Raw genomic sequence first — 20,110 nt, 5'->3', positions numbered from 1 at the left:
CCCCTGCTGTAGCTGCCCGCGACAACCCGGGCGCCGGTCGCGTCTCTCCCACCGCGCTCACCGGCAGGCACGGGGCGGACCTGCAGCCCGGGTTGGATCCACCGCCCCCTGATGTCGCCCTAACGCTTCCGCGGTGCAGCGCAGTTGGTGGCCAGTTGGGCGGCGTAGGCGTCCGGGACGGGCCGGCTGCCGAAAACCGGCGGCAGCCAGGACCCGAGCACGCCGACCGCATCGACGCACGGGCCGTACCGCACGCGCCATTGGGCCCGCGCGGCCTGGTCCGGGAAGCCCCGGACGACGGCGACCTCCGGGTCCCGTTCGCCCCAGCAGCCCCAACGGCCGGAGGGGCCGGTCAGGGCGACGACCTGTGCCGCGATGGTGATCGACTCCAGGTCCTCCGGGTCCGGCCCGAACCCGACCCGGGCCCAGTAGTCGTCCGGCGTGGCCCGGACGGGCAGCGACAGCGCCGCTCCGGTCGCGCCATAATGGGCAGTGCCCCCGCAGTTCGCGGGGATGCCCCTGGAGTCTGCGACTTCGGACATCGGCCCGCCTCCGCGGGAATCGGCGCCCGGCACCGGCCCGCCCGCCCGGCAACACCCCGCGGCGGACGCACGGTGACCCGGCGCCACCGCCCGGCCCCGCCCCGCACAGGGCGGGGCCGACGCCATCACCAAGACCCCTCAGGCCACCGCCGACCAGAACGTCCCCGACCCGGGAGGAACCCCTCATGACCGACTCGCCCACGACCCCCGCCGAGGCGATCACCGCCATCGACACCGCCTGCCGGCACTTCGCCCGCCTGCTGGAGCACCTGCGCACCGCCGAGGCGGTCGACGCCCGGGTACTGCCCGCCGATCGCTTCGCCCGCCTTCCCGGCGACTTTCCCGGCCAGGCTGGCGACTGGGCGTTCCCCTTCGGCGACACCGTCTGCTCCCTGACTCCCGTCGAGGTAGACCTCGCCGTCGACCTCGCCCAGCAGCAGCTGCTCACCGTCGCGACGCTGCTGGCATCCTGGCGGACCGACACCGGCGCTGACCCGCACACGGGCAGCGCCCGCGAGGGCGACACCCCCCTGGAGGCTCTCGCCCGCGCTGACGCCCGCATGGACCAGATCCGCGGCGGCGTCAGCGTCCTGCGCTCCCCGTACGTAGGGCTGTATCTGCCTGTCGGCGACGACTACTTGGACGCGGACTGGGCCGACGAGTGCGAGGACCTCGGCCGGGCCGCCCCGCACCTGGGCACCGCACTGCTGGACCTGGCCATGGGCAACCCGCGCCGGGCCGCCTTCCAGGCGGACAGGACCCGCAGCCTCCTGGACGCCTGCCCGGCCTGACCGGCCCCCGGCGCGCCGGCGAAGCGCCTACCGGGCAGCCGCGCACCCGAACCGCGTGCCCTGCACGACCGCGTACCCGGAACGCTGTACTGCTCGGCAGGGTGTCGTTGCAGGCAGTGGCTGGCGGGCCGGCGGCTTCGGAAAGCAGTTCGGGGGCGTACTCGGCGGGGCCGGCCGGGTCGAATGCGCGGACTGCGACGCGTGGCCGGTCGCCTGGGTGGATCGGCCTTCGAACGCGCGGTACTGCTGGCGGCGGTGTGCGATGAGGGCTTGGCGGGTCCGGAGGGAAGACGCTCAGCGCTCAGCCCCGGACGCGGCGTGTCCGCCCGCTCGTCCCGGGTGCGGCGTCCGGCTCAAGAGAACTGGACCGAGCGGAGCATTTGGCGGTCGCCGAGTTGCTTGCCGGCGTCCATCACGTAGTCGCCGTCGCAGTCTTCCTCGAGGAACACGGTGGCCCTGCATCTGGTGAAGTAGTTCTTCGGCGCGATGGCCGGGACGGCCTCGGAGGCGCCGCAGAGGCTGATGCACTCGTCGCTCACGGGGTTGAACATACCGGCCGGGATGCCGGGGCCGACTTGACCGGGCTCGGGTCCCCAGCAGAGAGCGGCGGGCCTGACACGTGCCCCCGGACACCTCGGCATCGTTGACGCAGCGGACCACTGCCCAGAAGGGGTCCCACAGCGGCGGGAGGCCATGACGGTGGAGATTCTGAACCGGGACACGATGCTGCGACTGGGGCTGGACGTCGGTGCTGTGATGCAGGCCAGTGCAGTACTTGCCCGCGGCAACGCCCGGCAGAAGTGGCACGTGCCGGGCAGCACATGTGACTGAGCACGGTACCTGGCGTGAATGGACAACTCCGATGCACAGACGTGGCCCACAGGTGACGCCGCAGGGAGCGCAGCAGAAAGGCGTCGGGCGCTTGCGCGTCGAAGACTGTCTGGACCCTTACGGGCACGCGCTGCGGCAACTCCTCTCCGGGGGCTCAGCTGCTGAGATCAACCACGTCCCACGCGGTGAACGGCTCGGCCTGGACGTAGATCCTGCTTCCTCGGCCGACGGCTCGGCGGCGGCCGGGCAGGCGGCCGTCGGGCAGGGTGAGCAGGCCGACGTCCGTCGGCTCGACGGATGCTTCGGTGAGCTCTCCGTGGATGAGCCGGTCCACCTCTTCGCCGTAGCCGCCGTAGAAGGCGACCCGCTCGCCGTGGACGGCCACTGCCCTGGCGCCTCGTACCCGGTTCGGCCACACCCTCACGGGCCGGTCGGGGCGTATCTCGACGAGCGGGAAGTCGGTGTACGTGCACGCCCAGGCGGTGGTGCCCGACACGTTCAGGGCGTAGCAGTCGAAGAGGCCAGGGATGCCTGCGCCGTCGGACGTCCAGTAGATGTGGCCTGTCGGGCTCCAGCGGCGGATTCCGGCCGGGTTCTCGTCGAAGTGCCCGACCCAGATGTGGCCGGCCTCGTCCACGAGCAGGTGCTCGACGGCGTCCCCGACGGAGAAGGAGGATGCCTCGCGGCCGAGCGCGTCGAAGACCTGGACCTGGTCCGCATCCTCGTACCGGCGGGCGCGGGATGCTGCGACGACGAACCCGCCGTCGGGCAGGCGGTCCAGGTGCGGCCGGCGGGCACGCACGGCGCTCAGCTCGGTGAGTTCGACGTCGCCGCCCGGACGTACCGAGACGACCAGCGCATCGAAGGGCAGGACATCGCCGCCGGGCTGCGGAGCGCGGTCGGCAAGCAGCCAGTGGGCGGTGCCGAAGACGTCGACAGTGCCGGTCAGGACGTGGTGGGCGTGGTACGCCCGGGGGAGATGGGCGTAGGGAACGAGGGCAGTCTTCTGCACGGGCGGGCTCTCCTGGGTGGGCGGTCACGGCGTTCGGGCGCTGCGATGAGCGACGGCGGTGCGCGAGCGGCGGAGAGCGAAGCGGGGGGCTAGAAGGCATGGCCCTTTCTGGTGGTCATGAGGTGATCATCGTCGATGTGCGGCCCCCGCGCCAAGCCCTTTCTGTCCGGCGCACATGCCGTCTGTGACCCCACCCGCTCGGCCTCGGCGAGGGCCGACCCGCCGGAAGAACAGCGTCCGTTCGGAGCGACGCTCGCCGCCGGTCGGAGCGGCGGATTGGACGGTCTCCGAGCGCCAGGCCTGCTGTCCATGTGAGGTCCCAGGTGATCTTGGACAGTTCGGCACTGGGACATCGTTGACGGTCGACGACGCCCGCCGAGGCGCTGGAATGCCTGTCCTGGCACTCGGCACCCACCGACTCATACCCGAAGGACAGCCGTGAACCAGCCGCTGCAGGTGGACCTGCCCCCGTGCCCCATCCCGCCCGCGATCGACCCGCTCGCCGACGCGATCCAGGACGCCTCCGAACAGTGGATGGCCCGCCACGGGTTCTGCCCCACCCCCGAAGCCCGCGCACAGGTCAGAGGCTGGGACTGCGGCCAGTTCGCCTGCCGTATGAGTCCCACCGGGCGCCCCGCCCCCCTGCGGTCCCGCGAGCAGTTGACCAGCCATGACAACCGCCATCGCCGGTCCGCCGCAGGTCAGGCGCGACCCGGATCTCGCCCGCGCCCAGGCGGCCACCGCCGAGGCAGCCACCTGGATCGAGGAACTCGCCGAGCGTCTGCCGCTGCGTCACGCCCAGCCCTACCGGACCATGACCGAGGCGATCCGGGGCGCCGGCGAGCGGCTCAACCCCTTCGATGACCTCATGGCCGGCATCGACGGCGACATCCGGTGCGCGCTCGGCGCCGACTCCGCCCTCGGCCTCATCTCCTGCGGTCCGCCGCCTGTCCCTACCGCCGGGGAGCTGACGGCGGTCGCTGCGGTCTCCGGTCTCGTCGTCACCATGGCGGAGCGCATCACCGCGCTGGATCTCCACGACTGGCGCAAGACGGTGCGGGCGCGTGCGGCCTCCTCGACCAGGCCGTCTCGGCTGGCCGGACAACCGCCCCTGCACCACCCGCGCGGTAGCCCGGACGCTGCGATCCGCCCTGCTGTCCCGCTGCGGGCTGGCAGGGCAAGCGTCACGGACAGGCGGGCACGCTTCGCGGAAGCGGAGCACCCGGCGGCCTGGCGGCCGACAGCCGCGGCACCGGTAGGCTCGGCGGGTCGCATCCTGGCGAAGGGCTGGAGTGAGCGTGGTGGAGACGCCGCATGAGATCACGGTCGACCGCATCGTTCGGCGGATGTGGGCGGTCAACCACGCCACCAGGACCGACCCGAACTGGTGGTGGAGGCGCAAGGAGCGGCGCGCGCGGCGTCGCCTGCGCCGCGCGTCGGTGCTGGCGATGAACTTCGACGGCGCGATGGACGAGGCCCTGATGCGGTACGCCAAGGAGCTGGCCGGCTTCGACCTCATGGTCGAATTCGCCTGCGGTCCGATGGAAGCAGGCGACATGCAGCGAACCCAGCAGAGGCTCGCGGACCTGGCAGCCGCCTCGACTCCCGCCGAACTGCGCGCGATCCTCGGGCCCCCGGAGCGGGAAGCAGCCTGACCCCGGCCGGGATACATGTCGCTGCCCAGTGGTCGTCTCTACACGAGGGCCTGGACCTTCGACTGCCGCCCTGGATCGCCGCCGTCGTCCACCAACGTCCCGTCGACTCCGACGACGAGGACCACAGCGAGATCCCCCAACCCTCGCCCACCCTCGTCGACGACCTCACCGACGCCGCCCGCTCCCCCTCCATCTGAACCGCAGGACCGGACGGCGGACAGGCACCGGCCCGCCGCAGCGGGCCGGTCCGGCGCTCCCACGAGTCGATCGGGGCCACGCGGCCACAGGCAGAGTCGTGATCGCCTCGTGCACCTGCTCGGCCTCCGGACCCGCCGCCGCCCCGCCGCTACGCGCCAGTCGGTACGCCACGATCGCGGCCGACGCAGGGGTACGGTACCGGCCGGCCGCCAGGCTCTCCTGCAAGCTGGGCGGACACCTACCGGGCAGCGCAGCGACAGGTGGACCGCGACCGGTGACGGCAGGCAGTTCGTCCGTATCGACATACTGACACGCCGGCCGAACCCGGGGGGCCGGGTTCGTGGCTGTGCGCGGGTGCCCGTGCCATCGGCAATGCGGTGAAGGACCACTGGCGGGGAATCGCCCAGACGGCGACCATCGCGGTCGGGGCCTGCACAGCGGCGACGGCCGACATCTGCGCGGGCGCGGGAGGGGTTCTGATCTCGGCCGCCATCGGCGCCGCAGCAAATGTCGGGGTCCACGAGGTCGGGAGCGGCGGCCATACAGCCGCCGGAGCCGCACAACAGGCTGCGATCGGTGCGGGTAGCTACGGCGGTGCCGCGATCGTAGGAAAGGCCGCAATGCTGGTGCCGCCCACGGCCAAGTACCTGACCGCCACCGACATGGTCTACAACGCTGCGACCAATTGGGGGAAGTTCTGGAAGCCGGGGAGCAATGTCCGAGAGGTTCTGAACCACTGCGGGCTCGGGACCAAGTGGCCGTAAGCCGGACCGTTCGTTGAGAAAGCTCATTCCATGGCCTGGTCGGTGGCACCGAAGCCCCCCGGCGCCACCGACCAGGCCATCGCCCCGAGATCGGCCCAATCAGGGCCAGCAGACATCCAGCGTGCGGGAGCTAGTCGCCGGGGAGGCACCATGGCGCCACGACGTTCAGGCGCCGGAGCTACCCGGCGACCAGCGATCGCGGCGGACCGCCTGGTCGACGCCGCCCCTTCGCGGGCCGACTCGGACACTGAACTCCCTTGTCACCAGCAAGAATTCGTGGCCGACCGGCCTCGGGCAAAACCCGATCAACGTTTGATCGTCGCAGCGACGGCACTGTTGCTAAGCTCGCCGTGCCGATGCGGTTCGCCAAAGTAGGGCAGGTCTGCGCAGTGGAGAAAAGAGGCGTGAGAAGCGCCCTTCGTGCCGGTCCCCTCCATCACTCTGATCGTGCTGACCGACATTGCCGTCGTCGTGTTCGCGATGGCCGTCGTCCCAGCCGTCTACGTTCTCCCCATCACGTCCCCACTGGTGGTGGCCAATGCCATTCTCTTTCGCCGGCTTGCCCTCCAGAAAAAGGGATGACCGGCCGGTCGCCGCAACGGCAGCGCGCACGCAGGGCTCAGCGTTCGCAGTCGACCGCCGGGTCGGACGCCTAAGGAGCAGGTGCCGCTCCCGGAGCCACCGCCCGGGGCCCGTCGTTGTCGTCCACCACACTCGGACTGTCGTTGCCGCCCCGGCCGCAGACGCCTCCCGCCCCCAAGGTTCAATCCGGGCCTCCCCTGTCGTCCCCGCACCCGACATCCCGGACCGCCCGAACCGCGGACCGGGCCCCCAACTCCCCTCCGCACCACGGAATCCGGCGCCGGGGACGAGACGGTCGAGGAACTCCCCCGTCCGGGTGACAAGCAGCCTGTCCGCTGGCGCGCCTGTGGTGGGTCGTGGGCTACTGCTCGGGTGCCCTCGATGACGACGATCCTGATCGGTGCCGCACTGCTGCTCCTCCTGCCGACGGCTCGTGCCGATGCCAGCGGCTCGGTGCGTGCAGTTCATGAAGCCGACGGTCCGGTGACGGGCGTCCTGGCGCGTCAGGAGGTCCTCGACCGTCTGGCCGACGAGATCACGCGGGTGCCGGAGCACGAGCGCGCCCTGGTGCCCGGCTACGCCGGCCACACCGTGGACCCGCGGCACGGTCACCTCGACCTGTACTGGCACGGCAGAGTTCCCGACCGCGTCACGAAGGTTCTCGCCGCCGCCCCCACGGGGATCACCGCGGCCGTGCACGAGGCCCCGTACACGTTGCGGGAGCTGCGGGCGGGGCGGGACCGGCTGGTGGCCGCGGCCGCACGCGGTGAGGAGGGGGCGGTATGGACGTCGGCCGGCCCGCTGTCGGACGGGTCCGCCCTGGCCGTCGGCTACACCCCCGACGGTGCCCGCCGCCACGGCGACGCGACGACCGGACAGGTGTCGGCCCGGGCCGCCGCGATCGCCGGCGTGCCGGTCACGGCGGTGGCCGGCGCCGCGTCGGTGGCCACCGCGACCCGCCACAGCGACTCCAGCCCCTGGAGCGCCGGCGCCGAACTGACCACGCCCGGCAACGGCTGGTGCACCTCCGGCTTCGGCGGCTGGCGGGGCACGACCGCCGTGCTGCTCACGGCCTCGCACTGCGGTACCTCCGGCACCTACAGGACCGGTGCCGGAGCGGTGGTCGGCACAGCCACCGACTCCGACACCGGCCTGGACACCACCGTCGTCGACATCAACGGGACGCCGTCCGGGAAGTACTTCGACGGCGGCTGGGACAACGGCACCGGCTACGCGAAGCGCGTCGTCGGCGCCGGACGCAACAACGTCGGCGACCTGGTCTGCGCGAGCGGGGCGATGAGCGGCATCCACTGCTCACTGAAGATCACCGCCACCGACGTCGCCGCCGAGGTCAACGGCCAGTGGCGCACCGACCTGGACACCGCGACCAGGACGGACGACTCCACCGTCGCCGTCGCCAAGGGCGACAGCGGCGGCCCGGTCGTCGCCAGTGTCAACGGCGGCGCCGACATGCAGGCCAGAGGCATCATCTCGGCCGGCACCGGCAACCCGGTCGTCTGCGGGTCCGTGGCAGCGCCGACGACCTGCTGGGACAGCCTGCGGTTCGTACCGATCGCACCGATCGTCTCCAAGTTCGGGCTCTCACTCGCCTAGCAGCAGAAAGGGGAGCACCCGTGAACGGGACCACCGGCCGCGTGCTGACCACCCTCGGCGTCCTGGCCCTCGCGTGCGGCGCGGCCGCGGCCGCCGGCACCCCGCCCCGGGGGCAGGACCTCGCCGACCTCCAGACGGCGATCCACCGGGCCGGCACCGGACCGGCCACCTGGCACGTCACCACCGTCTCCGCCCACCCGGGCGACAGGCTGCAGAAGGTCGAGGTCGTCGGCTCCCTCGACGATGCCCGCAGCGCCCTGGAACGGCAGTTCCCCGGCCGCACGACCGTGGTGCGGGGCCACGCCGGCCAGGACCTGCTGTGGGACCGCGGCCAGGACCACACCCTCGAGGCAGCCCTGCTGGCCATGGACCGCGACGACTGGCAGGTCTTCGAGACCGGCCTCGCACCGGACGGTCGCACCAGCGTCGGCGTCGTCGGCGACCTCACCGCCGCCCGCGCCTACCTCGACACCCACTACCCCGGCCGCACCACCGTCCACGGCAACACCAAGCCCTGACCCGGGCGGCCGGGACACCACGGCCCGCTCCGACACACCCGGCCCCGGGAGGCCAACAGCCCCTGCAACGAAGCCCGTACCTGCGGCGGACGCAACGCACCGCGCCCCGGCAGGCACCGGCGTCCGCCCGGGGCCGGATACGGCATCATGTCCCGGGTGCACTCCACCCAGCCCGACGACCTGACCGTTCGCCTGCTCGAGGCCGACAGGCCGGCCGACGTTGTCCATGCCGGTGCTGCCTACCTGGCGGGGGTGCTCGACGGGTTCGAGTGGGTCAGGTCCCGGCGCTCGCTCGAGCGAGGCAAGTCCGCTCGCCGCGAGGTGCTCCAACTGGAGAAGAACAGGTGGAACCGATCCGGACACTCGATCAGGTTCACCATGGCGAGCCTGACCGTCCTCGACGAGGACCTGGGTGCCTGGCGTCGCGCCAACCCGAACCTGACCGTTCGGCGCCCCGAATCCGCGGAGTCGATCGTCTGCGCCTCCAGCTTCCTCGACATCCCCGGTGAACACTTCGTGGTGCTGACCCGTCCCGAGGAGCGCCGGGCGGCACTGGAGAGGTTCGCAGCCCACCTCCACGCCACCGCCCTGCCGTGGTTCGCCGCCACCGCCGACCCCGAGCAGATCACGCGGGCGGCTCCCGACACGCTGCTCACCGCGTGGGGGTTCGCCCAGGACCTGATCGAGTTCCTCGTCAGCAGTGGCCACCGCCTGCAGGCGCGGGCGCTGTGGGCACGGGTTCAGGAACACCAACCGGCCCACCGCCATGCCTTCCTGGCAGGCCGGGCCATGGCCGCAACAGGAGAGCAACCTCAGTGGCACACGCCCGAGGCCCTCGGGTGGAGCGCGTGCGTCCTGGATCTGGGGTAGCCCGAGGGGCGGCCTCGAACCGCTCGACCGTACGCATGGGCCCGCCCCGACCCGTGAGGCCCAGGTGGCGCGGGCCGGGCCTCGGGGCCGCAAGGCCTGGCACATGTCGACGCTCTCGGAGAACCGACCACCGATCAGCTCCCCAGGGGCGTAGCGGGGGCTGTGCCGTCCCGGGACCGCGCGGCGGAGGTCGTAGAGTGCGCACATGGAGATCCCCGGCCTCGGGCCCGTGACCGTCGATGGTGACGACTACGCGAGTGCGCCGCTGCCTGTTCCCGTCCTCGGGGACGCCCTGTGCCGGTTCGTCGTAGTCGGCTATGACGACGACGAGGCGAAGGCCGACTTCGAGACGGCCGTCAGGGCGTTCCTGGGCCTTGGGGAGTCGGCTCTGAGGTCCGCGTCGGTGCCGGTCTTCCAGTACTACCTGGACGTGAGGGCCGAGGTGGCCGGCAAGGGCGATTTCGTGTCCATCGCCGGTCCGGAAGACGTCTGGTTGCACGTGCGACCCGGCGGCGAGGTGACGGTCCAACGGGAGGACGCTCACGGCGACCGGCAGGTGTACGTCTCGGTGGAGTGCGAGTGCGCCTGGGAGCCCGAGCACGGTCTGCAGATCGTGTTCCGCCGCGGTGGCACGGTCGCGAAGGTGGGCCCGTTCGACGGCCACCTCACCAATGCCGCTGCCTTCGACCGCGCGGACCTCGCCGGCGCCGTCTACCACCGGTTCGCGTGAGGTTCCCGCCAACGGCCGGCGTCACCGGTCCTCCTTCACCAGGAGCCCACGTCGTCGGCAGGACCGCCGGGGGCGCCGGTGGAAGGCGAGGGCCTCGGCGTGATGAACCGTGCGGTCGGTCGGCGCGGCCGCGCCGACCTCGACGGTGGCGTCGGCCCCGGCCCTGTGATGATGGACCGGCTCCACCGCGCGCGGGTGACGGCTGTCCCGCCCGCTCCCCCGACGGCGCGGCGGTCCGCCGGGCCGTCCCGTGTCGGAGGCGGCCCGTGCCCGGGCTCCGGTGTCGTGCCGACACGGGGGCGCCTCCATGGGGTTCGTCGTGGAAATCGGGCTGCGGGCGGGGCGGCTCGGCGTGCAGCATGGCGGGATGCCGGATCTGCTGTGGGACGACGTCAAGAACTTCTTCGACCCTGACCTGATGGGGGCTCTGCCCGATGTGTGCGTGGCAGGTACCTCGGTGAACGGCTGGCAGGCGGTGTTCGACCTGGTCCGCTAACCCTCGTCGCCGTCGACTACTTCGTGCTGACGGTCGGCAACGAAGGCACTGATCCTGAGGAGTGGGACTACGGCGCCTGGCACGAGCCCTCGATGGGCGTCGAGCTGACCATGGACAACGGCGACACCTACTCGGCGGTGTGGGGCAGCACCTTCGACCACTACGGACTCGAGCTCTACCCGGCACCCATGCGCGACTTCCTCTCCCGCCTCGGCGAGCCGGGCGGGTCGGCACGCGTCGCGGTCACGGAGCACCCCAACTGGACCGCGGTCCTCGCCGGCCCGATCGAGTCGTGCCGCATCCAATGGTGCGGCGAGGAGCACGGCGCTCCGACTCCGCTGCCGGAGGCCGTCCACCTGCGGACCGCCACCGGCCAGGTGTGGATCGCCGCCGGCCGCTCGGCCACCGGCGCGCCCGACGGGCCCGGACCGTTCCACCTGGGCACCGACGACGTACTCGTCGTCCTCGACACGGACATCGCCGAGCGCGCCGGACTCGGGCTCTGACCAACGGCTTCGCAACGGGCTCCCGGGGCAGTACAGGTCCGACCGCCCCAGCCCCACACCGGCGCTTCGGATCCGGCTACTCACCGTCGGGCGAGCCCTGTTCGTGGAACGGCCCCTCGTACCGGAGTCCGCCGGGCCCCAGACCCGGCGCCCCGCCGAGGAGCATCCCCGCTGCGAGGCCGCCGGCAGGGTCTCCGCAGTGACGTGTCGGACCATATGACGGGGAGTACGCCTCCACGCCGCAGATCCGGCGGTCGGGTCGCTCCGGGTGCAGCCGGACACGCCCGGCCACATGCCGCTGCGCGGTCGACGCTCACCGGAGTCGGGCCTGGAGGGCCTGGCATGGGGCGGACAGGTGCTCCGGGACGGCAGCAGTACTCGCCCGCGTTCGTTCGCCCCCGGTACGCGCTTCGCTCGCCGCGACGGTCCCTGCGGTCCCGGGGCAACTCATGCGCTGCGAATGACAGCAGTGACGGTACGTCAATCGCAGGAACGATCAATGGCGGGACCCGGGCGGCAGCTGATGCTTCGCCAGCCAGCGCCGGACCGTTGCCGCATCCTGCGGGCGTCCGAGCCTGTCCAGGACGTGTGCCTGGAGGTGGAGCGCCGTGTGGAGCTGCGGAAGGAGGAAGGGCACTTCGGCGATGTGATGCCGGTAGCACTCCACGGCTTCCCCTGCGGCGCCGAGCGCTGCTGACAGGTCACCTGTGTGTGCCAGGAGCATGGCCCAGCCGGTCAGTGAGTGGGCGAGTTCGGGTTCGAAGGCGGTGGGGTTGTCGGCCACCAGCCGCCGGTAGATGCCCACCGCCTCCTCGGTGGCGGCCAGGGCCTCGCCGCGGCGCCCCGCCTCCGACAGCCGGCTGCCGAGGCTGGACAGCGAGGCGGCGAGGTCGGGTTCGAAGGCGGTGGGGTCGCCTGCCACCAGACGCCGGTAGATGTCCACCGCCTCCTCGATGATGGCCAGCGCCTCGCCGCGATGCCCCGCCTCCGACAGCCGGCTGCCGAGGTTGGTCAGTGAGCGGGCGAGGTCGGGTTCGAAGGCGGCGGGGTTGTCGGCCACCAGCCTGCGCCGGATCTCCACCGCCTCCTCGGTGGCGGCCAGGGCCTCGCCGCGGCGCCCCGCCTCCGACAGCCGGCTGCCGAGGCTGGACAGCGAGGCGGCGAGGTCGGGTTCGAAGGCGGCGGGGTCGCCTGCCACCAGACGCCGGTAGATGTCCACCGCCTCCTCGGTGGCGGCCAGGGCCTCGCCGCGGCGCCCCGCCTCCGACAGCCGCATTGCCGAGGCTGGACAGCGAGGCGGCGAGGTCGGGTTCGAAGGCGGCGGGGTCGCCTGCCACCAGACGCCGGTAGATGTCCACCGCCTCCTCGGTGGCGGCCAGGGCCTCGCCGCGGCGCCCCGCCTCCGACAGCCGGCTGCCGAGGCTGGACAGCGAGGCGGCGAGGTCGGGTTCGAAGGCGGTGGGGTCGCCTGCCACCAGACGCCGGTAGATGTCCACCGCCTCCTCGATGATGGCCAGCGCCTCGCCGCGATGCCCCTCCTCCGCCAGCGAGATGCCGAGGTTGGACAGTGAGCGGGCGAGGTCGGGTTCGAAGGCGGCGGGGTTGTCGGCCACCAGCCTGCGCCGGATCTCCACCGCCTCCTCGGTGGCGGCCAGGGCCTCGCCGCGGCGCCCCGCCTCCGACAGCCGGCTGCCGAGGTTGGACAGCGAGAGGGCGAGTTCGGGTTCGAAGGCGGCGGGGTTGTCGGCCACCAGCCTGCGCCGGATCTCCACCGCCTCCTCGGTGGCGGCCAGGGCCTCGCCGCGGCGCCCCGCCTCCGACAGCGAGATGCCGAGGTTGGACAGCGAGCGGGCGAGGTCGGGTTCGAAGGCGGCGGGGTCGCCTGCCACCAGACGCCGGTAGATACCCACCGCCTCCTCGGTGGCGGCCAGGGCCTCGCCGCGGCGCCCCGCCTCCGACAGCCAACTGCCGAGGCTGGACAGCGAGAGGGCGAGTTCGGGTTCGAAGGCGGCGGGGTTGTCGGCCACCAGCCTGCGCCGGATCTCCACCGCCTCCTCGGTGGCGGCCAGGGCCTCGCCGCGGCGCCCCGCCTCCGACAGCCAACTGCCGAGGCTGGACAGCGAGAGGGCGAGTTCGGGTTCGAAGGCGGCGGGGTTGTCGGCCACCAGCCTGCGCCGGATCTCCACCGCCTCCTGTTCGGCGGTCAGGGCCTCGCCGCGGCGCCCCGCCTTCGACAGCGAGATGCCGAGGTTGGACAGTGAGCGGGCGAGGTCGGGTTCGAAGGCGGCGGGGTCGCCTGCCACCAGACGCCGGTAGATACCCACCGCCTCCTCGGTGGCGGCCAGGGCCTCGCCGCGGCGCCCCGCCTCCGACAGCCAACTGCCGAAGCTGGACAGCGAGAGGGCCAGGTCGGGTTCGAAGGCGGCGGGGCTGTCGGCCACCAGCCGCCGGTCGGCCTGAGCGAGGGCGTCGGTGAGCCGCACGGCGAGGGGGGCGACGATGCGAGAACCGAAGGGAAGCGCGGCGGCGGCGATCCAGGTGGCCTGGTGGGTGAGAGGGGTGGTGTCCAGAGCGATGTCGAGGGCGTGGAGGAGGCGGCCGGAGTCGGTGGTGCGGGTCGCGTTGTAGTGAGCGATGGCGGCGCGGGCCAGGACGGTGACGCTCTGAGCCTGCTGGCCGGGGTCGGCGGCAGTGAGGAGGGCCGGCAGGTCGATGTCGCCCTTCATCAGCACAGCGGCGGCGTGGTGTTCGGCGATGCGGTCGGGCTGGAGGGTGCCCCAGTAGCGGTCGGGGTCGGCCGGGTACAGGTGCGCGAGCCAGGCGGCGGTGCGCACGGTCCTGGTGGCGGGCACCGCGGGAAGGGTGGCCAGGACGCGGGTGGCGGCGTCGGTGCTGCCTGCGCCGCACAGGGCGGCGACCGCGACGGCGGCCTTCAGGGTGGCGGTGTCCAGGCCGAGCTCGAAGGCGTCGGAGTCGGCGCTGTCCTTCCAGAACCGTTCCTCGTGTTCCAGGAGGACCTTCTCCGCCGGGTCCCCGGGAGCGGTCGTGACGGGGCGCGGTCCGTGCTGCAGGAGGGCGACCAGGGCGGTCATCTGCAGGGTGAGGGCGTTGTCGTAGCGGGGGTGGGCCAGGTCGTCGGCGGGCCGCAGCGTGCCGGCGAGGGCCGTCCAGTCGTGGCCCGGGACGCTGGGGACGCGGGGCAGCAGGAGCGCCAGGTCGCGGGCGGCGTCGCGGAAGGCCTCGCCGCGCTCGCGTGTGGTCGGGGCGGCGGGCTGGAGCGGGCCGAGCGGGACGACGGGGGCCGCGGCCAGCAGGCGGCGCACGGACGCGCTGGCGCTGAGGGTGTCGGTGCGCCATTCGCCGTCGGAGCGGGCGAGCAGGAGCAGGCGCACGCGGTGGCGGGTGGTGTGCAGGTGGGTGACCAGGCGTCGGAGCAGGCGGGGGCGGGTCTCGGCGTAGTCGACGACCAGGAGCAGGGGCAGGGCGGTGCTCAGCGCGGTCAGGTCGGGCGGGGTGTCGTGGTCGGTGAGGTCGGAGCGCAGGTGTCCGGTGACCCAGCCCTGGTGGCTGAGGGTGTCGGTGAGGTGGCGGGCGAGGCGGGTCTTGCCCTGTCCGCCGGGGCCGGTGATCACGCGGATCGCGATCCCGGCGGGGTCGGTGGTGCACCAGGTGTGCAGGTCGGCGAGTTCGTGGTCGCGGCCGTGGAAGGCGACGGCCTCGGTGTCGGCGCGCAGCAGGGCGGCGGGTGAGTGCAGGTCGCGGTCGGCGGTGGCGGGTTTGAGGAGAGGGGCGGGTTCGACGGGTTCGAGGACCGGGTCCCATCCCGTGTGCTGGGCGACCAGGCGGCGGAATTCGGAGGGTTGGCCGCGGTGGTCGGTGAGGAGGTGGTGGACGGGGGTGGCGGTCAGGCGGGTGCCGCCGTCGGCCTGGCGATCGTGGCGGACGATGCCGCACAGCAGGTCGCCGCCGTGCCCGTCGTCGGCCAGGACGGCCGCGCCGGAGATGCCTGACCAGCGGGTGCCGCCACGGGCGGGCGGGCCGGCCGGCACCGGGGTGGTGCTGGTGACCTCGTAGCGGCCGGCCAGCGCCCCGGTGCCGGGGGTGATCCGGCCTTCCAGGTGCTCGTCCAGGCGCCCTCGCTCGGCGTCCTTCTGCAGGCGGGGGAAGCCGGTCAGGGAGACCGGGTGGGAGCGGTTGCCGATCAGGTGCCCGTAGCGCTGGGGCGGCCTGGCGACCAGGTCGGACAGGGACTCGGGGACCGGCCAGGGGCAGTCGGCGTCGATCCCGACCAGTGCGGCGTCGACCTCGTCGTCGCGCCGGCGCCAGAGCACGCGCGCCGGGTACTCCTGTTCACCGTCGTCGGGCCGGCACACCGTCACCGCGAACCGCCCGCCGTCCGGGTCCAGTTCGTCCAGGACGTGGTCGGCGGTCAGGACCAGCCTGGGTGCCACCAGGTACCCCGTCCCGAACCCATTCCCGTCCTCGCCCCTGAGGGCCACCCGGATCTGCACCCTGCGGTCGAACTCCACGAACGCTCCCCCCTACCGTCCCCACCCGGTCCTGCCGTCCCCTACCGTCCCCGCCCGACGAGTCGGTAGCGGCTACTCCCTGTCGCGGACCTCGACGTCGCCGCCGCCCGTCTGCTTCGGGGTCAGCTTCACGTGCACGGTGTGGGTGGCCTTGGTGGCGCTCTCCTTCTTCCCGCCGAGGCTGATCACGCTCCACCGCAGCCCGCCGTTGACACCCTTGGTGCCGGTCAGCTCCAGACCGAGGTCCAGCGTGATCTCCCCCATCGTGAACCGCACACCCTGGTCACCGCCGCCCGCCGGGTCGGCGATCCGGCGCTGGGCCTCGGCGATCTGGTCCCGCAGCAGCGTGATCGCGTCCGCCAGGTCCAGCCACTCCCCGTCCGTACCGTTCGTGCTGCTCATGCCGGTCCCCTCCCTGTGTCCCCGGCTCCTGCCGGGTTGCCTGACGGCCCGATTCCCGGTGGCGCCCCGCACCAACCCCCGAGTTCCCCCGCCCCGGACCCTGATCCGCCCCGGACCCGCGAGCCGGTCGGCGCACGCGCACTGCGCCAGGGTGTCGACCGGATCCGGCACCTTCACCGCCATCGACGACGAGGTACTGCTGCGGACCGTTCGGGCCGCAGTCGCACGGCCGACCCGGGGCGATGCCGCACGGCCGGGCGCCCGGGGCGGGCAGGCGGCGCTCCTCGGTCCCGCCGGACCCCGGGTGAACACGTCGTGATCCAGGCCGGTGACCGATTGTCAGACCCTGCTGATTCCATGACGTCCCATGCCGTTCCGGACAAACCAGGAGGATTCAGTGCGATTGCTTCGACCCGTTCTCGCGGCCGCCCTGCCGGCCATCGTCTGTGCGGTCCTCGCCGCGAACCCCGCCCACGCGGTGTCCCATCACCACCGGCGACTACGCCTGTGTCGCCTCCTCGCCCGCCCCGCGGCTCGTGAACAACCAGATCGAGTGGTACGCCGACGTCACCTGCGAGGGAGACGGCTGGGGCCCGAAGTGGCTGAACGCGACGCTGGAGAAGGCCACCTGCGACGGAGCGCTGTGCGCCCGGCAGTACACCCCCGTCGCCGGCCCCGTCCGCAGCCCCTTCGGCGAGGACTACACACGGGTGAGCCGGGTGGCCGCCTCCGCGCCGTGCACGGCCGCGGACCCGCCGAAGGTCTCCAAGGCCCTCTTCCGGGTCTTCGGCGAGGCATACAGCGAAGGCGGGGCCAAGCACGAGCAGGGCTACTCGGACGTCGCCGAGCTGGCCTGCGGCTGACCGGCCGACACGGTGGTGCGGCCGCTGGCGGCCGCACCACCCCAGGGCTACCGTCACGGCATGGGCGAGACCATCACCACCGGCAGCGGGCTGCGTGTCCTGCGGGGCCCCGGGACCCTGCTGGACGCCCCCGCCGCCCGCCTGTCCCACGGCGGCCTCCTGGACACACCGGCCGGCCTGGTCACCGTCCTCGTCCTGGAGCACCGGCCCGTAGCACCACCGGCCGGCGCGGCCCCGGCCTGGCTCGTCCACCTCGCACAACCCGGACACCGCGACGCGACCCTCGCCCTGCCGACCGTGCTCACCGACACCGAGCACGGCGTCCAGATCGCCGTCTGCGTCTTCGGCCGCGCAACCGGCCACGAATCGACGGTCATGGCCGTCCACCACCCCGACCTGCCACGTCCGGCAAGCCTCTTCCTCGACGCCCCCGCCCCGCCGCCCCCGTACACCGGCTGGGCCGTCGAACCCGCACTCCTCGCTCCCCCCACCACCCGGGCGCCCCGGGTCTGGCACACCGGCCTCCTGCGGGCCGGCCCCGTGCTCTTCACCCACCTCGAAGCAACCGCCGACGAAGCCGGCCTCCTCGACCAGCCGCAGTGGGACATCACCCCCCACCGGCCCGAAGGCACCCCCCTGCCGCTGCGAGCGGCCTTCGACCACGCAGCCCACCCCCGACAGAGCACCTACAACGCCGGCCCCGGCCACGTCTGCTGCGACACGATCCTCGACAACCCCCCGGTACCCGAACCGTTCACCTGGACCTGCCACCCCCGCGAACTGTCCGCCCGCCACCTCGTCCACCCCACCTGAACCACCCCGGACCGGCTCGGCAATCCCGCCCCCGGCAGGCGCGGACGGAGCCGAGTACCGAACTGGACCAGGCGACGTCCGGGCGAAGGCCTGGTCTCAGAACGGCGGTTCTTCCGACCGGTCGACGGGCCGGCCCGGGCCGGGGCCACGGCAGGGGAGGTCCGCGTCGATGAACGCCCACGGGTCGCGCCCGACAAGACCGGTGGTGTCCTCGCCCCATTCCTGCAGGGTGTCGATCGCGCGCTCCCGGTACTGCCACTGGGCGCTGGCCCCGAGAACCTGACGGACCGGGGGGAGCATCGCGGTGCGACGGTGTCGCAGCCGGGCGTCGTCGACCAGGGGGATGCAGGCGGCGACCGCGGCCTCCCGTACCGACAGGTCCGGGTCCCGGGTGTGCGCTTCGACCGGGCCGAGGAGCAGCGGAAGCAGCCGGTTCATCTGGACGAAGGGGAGGTGCTCCTCGGGCCTGAAGCCGTGTCGGCGGAAGGCGTCCGCTGCCGTGTCGTTCGCCTCGGAGGCCACCGCGCCGAGCCAGCCGAGGAGGGCGGCCCGCATCGGTCCCGGCAGATATTGGCGGGACCGGTCGATGGGACGCAGGGTGCGCGGGTCGGCCAGGATCCCCACCACGTAGAGGGCGGTCGGCGCCGTCGCCTCGTAGAGCGTGTTCTGGTGGTGCACCACGTGGTGCAGGAAGTCGAGCGCGCCGGTGCGCCGGCGCCGGTCGGAGTCCAGCAGCCGCTCCAGGTTCAGCGGCACGTCCGTTGCCGCGCCCATGCTGTGCGACAGGTTGCTCCACGGTGTTCCGGCCAGAACCTCGGCGGGACGGGGCAAGGACACGGGCGCGGGCGCGGCGTCGTCGGTCATGCCCGGATTCTCGTACCGCCCGCCGACAGCACCAGGGCCGGGTCCCTCCCTGGACCGGAGACGGGCCGGTCGCGGACTCGGGGATCGCCTCCGGCTTGCCAACCACGATTGCGGGTTGCTTCCGCACCGGCGGGCACCCGCCGGCGGTGGGGTTCGTGACACCGTGGAGGCGAGCGGCCGGTCGTGCCGGTCCTGGGTCGCCGACGTCCTGCCGGCTGCGGCCCGGGTGGCGGGTTGTCGGCGCGGAGTGATCACACGCGGGGGAGCGCGGCCCGGCAGGCTGTGAGGCGGTCTGCCGGGCGGGGATCCCCGGGAGATGGAGAGGGGAGACTGTGAACAGTCAGGTAGCGCACAGTGCGGTGTCCGGTCTGCTGGTGGGCGGTGGGCCACCGGCCCCGGGGGAGAACCCCGGTGGGGATGGACTGATCGTCACGGCCCTGGAGTGGGTGGGCCGGAGCGCCGGAATGGGCGTGCTGGGAGTGCTGGCCGTCCTCGCCGGGGGCGCGTGGATGTGGAGCCGGGCGCCGAAGGCCACCAGCAGGAAGAGGCGCCGGGTGCGCCAGGACGAAGCCGTCCTCGCCAGGCCGAGCGAATGCGCGCCGACCTCGGCGAACGCGAGCCGGGCCCCGCAGGACGGCGGGGAAACCGGGGCGCCGGACACCGGCCCGTCGTAGGTCCTGTGTCAGTGCGCAGGACGGTACGGCATCCGGGGAACGAACAGGGCGCCGCCCCTGTGGCGCGTGGCATGTTCGCGGCAGAAAAATCGCAGGTCGAACCCCTGGCCACCGCCCGACCGGTGGGTCTACTGTTCCCGGCACGGCGGCCCCACCACAGCACCACCGGGCCGCTGGCCAGAGCGGCCGCGCCATGTCCCCCGGCGCTGCTGGCCCCACGGCCGGGCCCCGCGGACCAGCCCCCCTACGTCCCCGGGCCCGGCCCCTGCACGCCCCTCGGGGGCGCCGGCGAATCGGCAGGCCAGCACAGAAGACTCCAGCCCCTGCTCGGGATCGGAGACCCTCTCGCGCGCCTCCGCAGCGGACACGCGACCGTGACCGTTCGCCAGGCGATATTGACCAGCGCGGTCGGGCGGTCCATCGGTACGGTCAGCCCATGGAGAACCTGCCGGAGAGCGTCGACCGCGAGACCCCGGGCAGCCGGATCGTTCATGCGGTCAAGGCGTACCGAGAAGCGTCCGGGTGCACGCTCCGCGACGCGATGGACGTCGTCCGAGAGCGGGACGCGGAACTCGGCCGCGACAGGCTGGACACCTGACCCGCCACCGGTCAAGATCACTAGTGATGTGCCGGGCATCGCTGCGGCGATCGCGCAGACCTCGATCCGCTCGCCCGCCGACAGCTCCGGCAGTGCGTCGGCAAGCACACTGCCGGTGACGGCGCCGGCGCCGAGGTCGTACGCCAGCTCCTCGTCCACCTGCCTGTCCCCACCGGGCAGGATCTCCCGCCCCGCAGCCTGCTCGATGGCGTCGGCGGCCCGCTCCGGAACCGCGCGGTGCCCGGCCTGCAACGGCCG

Annotated in this window: 22 protein-coding genes and 1 pseudogene; 16 read left to right on the top strand and 7 right to left on the bottom strand. The window is 73.0% G+C overall.

What is annotated here, in order from left to right; genetic code table 11:
* Positions 1–119: 119 nt before the first annotated feature.
* Complete coding sequence (locus ACW14Y_RS41375) at positions 120–542, bottom strand: hypothetical protein (RefSeq protein ID WP_456988625.1); 423 nt, start codon at positions 540–542, stop codon at positions 120–122.
* A gap of 185 nt (positions 543–727) precedes the next feature.
* Here ACW14Y_RS41375 and ACW14Y_RS41370 point away from each other — a divergent pair, with 185 nt between their 5' ends.
* Positions 728–1,333, top strand: a complete 606-nt coding sequence (locus ACW14Y_RS41370) for a hypothetical protein (RefSeq protein ID WP_380302308.1) — start codon at positions 728–730, stop codon at positions 1,331–1,333.
* 353 nt (positions 1,334–1,686) lie between these two features.
* Here ACW14Y_RS41370 and ACW14Y_RS41365 read toward each other — a convergent pair whose 3' ends face one another.
* Positions 1,687–1,872, bottom strand: a complete 186-nt coding sequence (locus tag ACW14Y_RS41365) for a hypothetical protein (RefSeq protein ID WP_456988623.1) — start codon at positions 1,870–1,872, stop codon at positions 1,687–1,689.
* A gap of 160 nt (positions 1,873–2,032) precedes the next feature.
* Between ACW14Y_RS41365 and ACW14Y_RS41360 the strand changes: the two genes are divergently transcribed.
* The gene (locus tag ACW14Y_RS41360) at positions 2,033–2,164 is read left to right on the top strand and encodes a hypothetical protein (protein ID WP_456988621.1); all 132 of its coding nucleotides are present in this window, start codon (positions 2,033–2,035) and stop codon (positions 2,162–2,164) included.
* A gap of 154 nt (positions 2,165–2,318) precedes the next feature.
* Here ACW14Y_RS41360 and ACW14Y_RS41355 read toward each other — a convergent pair whose 3' ends face one another.
* Positions 2,319–3,176, bottom strand: coding sequence for a hypothetical protein (locus ACW14Y_RS41355; protein ID WP_456988619.1), 858 nt, complete (start codon positions 3,174–3,176; stop codon positions 2,319–2,321).
* Positions 3,177–3,846: 670 nt separating this feature from the next.
* Between ACW14Y_RS41355 and ACW14Y_RS41350 the strand changes: the two genes are divergently transcribed.
* The 10 genes from ACW14Y_RS41350 to ACW14Y_RS41305 all read left to right on the top strand — a co-directional run bounded on the left by ACW14Y_RS41350 (position 3,847) and on the right by ACW14Y_RS41305 (position 11,109).
* Positions 3,847–4,494, top strand: a complete 648-nt coding sequence (locus tag ACW14Y_RS41350; protein ID WP_456988617.1) for a hypothetical protein — start codon at positions 3,847–3,849, stop codon at positions 4,492–4,494.
* Positions 4,475–4,831, top strand: coding sequence for a hypothetical protein (locus ACW14Y_RS41345; protein ID WP_456988615.1), 357 nt, complete (start codon positions 4,475–4,477; stop codon positions 4,829–4,831). Before ACW14Y_RS41350 ends, ACW14Y_RS41345 begins: the two co-directional genes overlap by 20 nt.
* Before the next feature lie 575 nt (positions 4,832–5,406).
* Positions 5,407–5,793 (top strand): hypothetical protein, encoded by a 387-nt coding sequence (locus tag ACW14Y_RS41340; protein WP_380302348.1) that lies wholly within the window; start codon positions 5,407–5,409, stop codon positions 5,791–5,793.
* 447 nt (positions 5,794–6,240) lie between these two features.
* A complete protein-coding gene (locus ACW14Y_RS41335; protein WP_380300929.1) occupies positions 6,241–6,375 on the top strand; it encodes a hypothetical protein in 135 nt (44 codons plus the stop codon).
* 381 nt (positions 6,376–6,756) lie between these two features.
* Positions 6,757–7,989 (top strand): S1 family peptidase, encoded by a 1,233-nt coding sequence (locus ACW14Y_RS41330; protein WP_380300927.1) that lies wholly within the window; start codon positions 6,757–6,759, stop codon positions 7,987–7,989.
* A 20-nt stretch (positions 7,990–8,009) separates the two neighbouring features.
* The gene (locus tag ACW14Y_RS41325; protein WP_456988612.1) at positions 8,010–8,507 is read left to right on the top strand and encodes a hypothetical protein; all 498 of its coding nucleotides are present in this window, start codon (positions 8,010–8,012) and stop codon (positions 8,505–8,507) included.
* 156 nt (positions 8,508–8,663) lie between these two features.
* Positions 8,664–9,377 (top strand): hypothetical protein, encoded by a 714-nt coding sequence (locus tag ACW14Y_RS41320; RefSeq protein WP_456988610.1) that lies wholly within the window; start codon positions 8,664–8,666, stop codon positions 9,375–9,377.
* Between the two features lie 205 nt (positions 9,378–9,582).
* A complete protein-coding gene (locus tag ACW14Y_RS41315) occupies positions 9,583–10,107 on the top strand; it encodes a DUF6985 domain-containing protein (RefSeq protein ID WP_456988608.1) in 525 nt (174 codons plus the stop codon).
* Positions 10,108–10,414: 307 nt separating this feature from the next.
* Positions 10,415–10,603, top strand: a complete 189-nt coding sequence (locus ACW14Y_RS41310) for a hypothetical protein (RefSeq protein ID WP_456988788.1) — start codon at positions 10,415–10,417, stop codon at positions 10,601–10,603.
* Between the two features lie 23 nt (positions 10,604–10,626).
* Entirely contained in the window at positions 10,627–11,109 is a 483-nt protein-coding gene (locus ACW14Y_RS41305) for a hypothetical protein (RefSeq protein WP_380300915.1), read from the top strand.
* A 496-nt stretch (positions 11,110–11,605) separates the two neighbouring features.
* On the opposite strand, the gene ACW14Y_RS41300 is transcribed toward ACW14Y_RS41305, so the two are convergent.
* The 3 genes and pseudogenes from ACW14Y_RS41300 to ACW14Y_RS41290 form a co-directional block, all read right to left on the bottom strand.
* On the bottom strand, positions 11,606–12,385 hold the full coding sequence (locus ACW14Y_RS41300) for a tetratricopeptide repeat protein (protein WP_456988771.1): 780 nt from the start codon (positions 12,383–12,385) through the stop codon (positions 11,606–11,608).
* 70 nt (positions 12,386–12,455) lie between these two features.
* A pseudogene (locus ACW14Y_RS41295) lies at positions 12,456–13,835 on the bottom strand (tetratricopeptide repeat protein); the annotation flags it as partial.
* A gap of 1,875 nt (positions 13,836–15,710) precedes the next feature.
* Positions 15,711–16,040: a trypco2 family protein gene (locus ACW14Y_RS41290; RefSeq protein WP_402723381.1), complete on the bottom strand. Its 330-nt coding sequence runs from the start codon at positions 16,038–16,040 to the stop codon at positions 15,711–15,713.
* 536 nt (positions 16,041–16,576) lie between these two features.
* Between ACW14Y_RS41290 and ACW14Y_RS41285 the strand changes: the two genes are divergently transcribed.
* Both ACW14Y_RS41285 and ACW14Y_RS41280 read left to right on the top strand, forming a co-directional pair.
* The gene (locus ACW14Y_RS41285; protein WP_456988605.1) at positions 16,577–16,903 is read left to right on the top strand and encodes a hypothetical protein; all 327 of its coding nucleotides are present in this window, start codon (positions 16,577–16,579) and stop codon (positions 16,901–16,903) included.
* A gap of 60 nt (positions 16,904–16,963) precedes the next feature.
* Positions 16,964–17,716: a hypothetical protein gene (locus ACW14Y_RS41280; protein ID WP_456988603.1), complete on the top strand. Its 753-nt coding sequence runs from the start codon at positions 16,964–16,966 to the stop codon at positions 17,714–17,716.
* A gap of 96 nt (positions 17,717–17,812) precedes the next feature.
* Here the strand turns inward: ACW14Y_RS41280 and ACW14Y_RS41275 are convergent, their stop codons facing one another.
* Entirely contained in the window at positions 17,813–18,580 is a 768-nt protein-coding gene (locus tag ACW14Y_RS41275; RefSeq protein ID WP_456988601.1) for a hypothetical protein, read from the bottom strand.
* Between the two features lie 332 nt (positions 18,581–18,912).
* On the opposite strand from ACW14Y_RS41275, the gene ACW14Y_RS41270 reads away from it, so the two are divergent.
* Positions 18,913–19,254 (top strand): hypothetical protein, encoded by a 342-nt coding sequence (locus tag ACW14Y_RS41270; RefSeq protein ID WP_456988599.1) that lies wholly within the window; start codon positions 18,913–18,915, stop codon positions 19,252–19,254.
* A 436-nt stretch (positions 19,255–19,690) separates the two neighbouring features.
* A complete protein-coding gene (locus ACW14Y_RS41265) occupies positions 19,691–19,852 on the top strand; it encodes a hypothetical protein (protein ID WP_456988597.1) in 162 nt (53 codons plus the stop codon).
* Positions 19,853–20,110 lie beyond the last annotated feature (258 nt).

It is taken from the genome of Kitasatospora sp. cg17-2 (assembly GCF_054031055.1).
This window is presented reverse-complemented; position numbering and strand designations above follow the sequence as displayed.

Coding starts and splice junctions, on each gene's coding strand:
- ACW14Y_RS41375 (WP_456988625.1), bottom strand. CDS start 542: ATGTCCGAAGTCGCAGACTCCAGGGGCATCCCCGCGAACTGCGGGGGC.
- ACW14Y_RS41315 (WP_456988608.1), top strand. CDS start 9,583: ATGGAGATCCCCGGCCTCGGGCCCGTGACCGTCGATGGTGACGACTAC.
- ACW14Y_RS41265 (WP_456988597.1), top strand. CDS start 19,691: ATGGAGAACCTGCCGGAGAGCGTCGACCGCGAGACCCCGGGCAGCCGG.
- ACW14Y_RS41290 (WP_402723381.1), bottom strand. CDS start 16,040: ATGAGCAGCACGAACGGTACGGACGGGGAGTGGCTGGACCTGGCGGAC.
- ACW14Y_RS41280 (WP_456988603.1), top strand. CDS start 16,964: ATGGGCGAGACCATCACCACCGGCAGCGGGCTGCGTGTCCTGCGGGGC.
- ACW14Y_RS41350 (WP_456988617.1), top strand. CDS start 3,847: ATGACAACCGCCATCGCCGGTCCGCCGCAGGTCAGGCGCGACCCGGAT.
- ACW14Y_RS41310 (WP_456988788.1), top strand. CDS start 10,415: ATGGGGTTCGTCGTGGAAATCGGGCTGCGGGCGGGGCGGCTCGGCGTG.
- ACW14Y_RS41330 (WP_380300927.1), top strand. CDS start 6,757: ATGACGACGATCCTGATCGGTGCCGCACTGCTGCTCCTCCTGCCGACG.
- ACW14Y_RS41275 (WP_456988601.1), bottom strand. CDS start 18,580: ATGACCGACGACGCCGCGCCCGCGCCCGTGTCCTTGCCCCGTCCCGCC.
- ACW14Y_RS41300 (WP_456988771.1), bottom strand. CDS start 12,385: ATGCGGCTGTCGGAGGCGGGGCGCCGCGGCGAGGCCCTGGCCGCCACC.
- ACW14Y_RS41370 (WP_380302308.1), top strand. CDS start 728: ATGACCGACTCGCCCACGACCCCCGCCGAGGCGATCACCGCCATCGAC.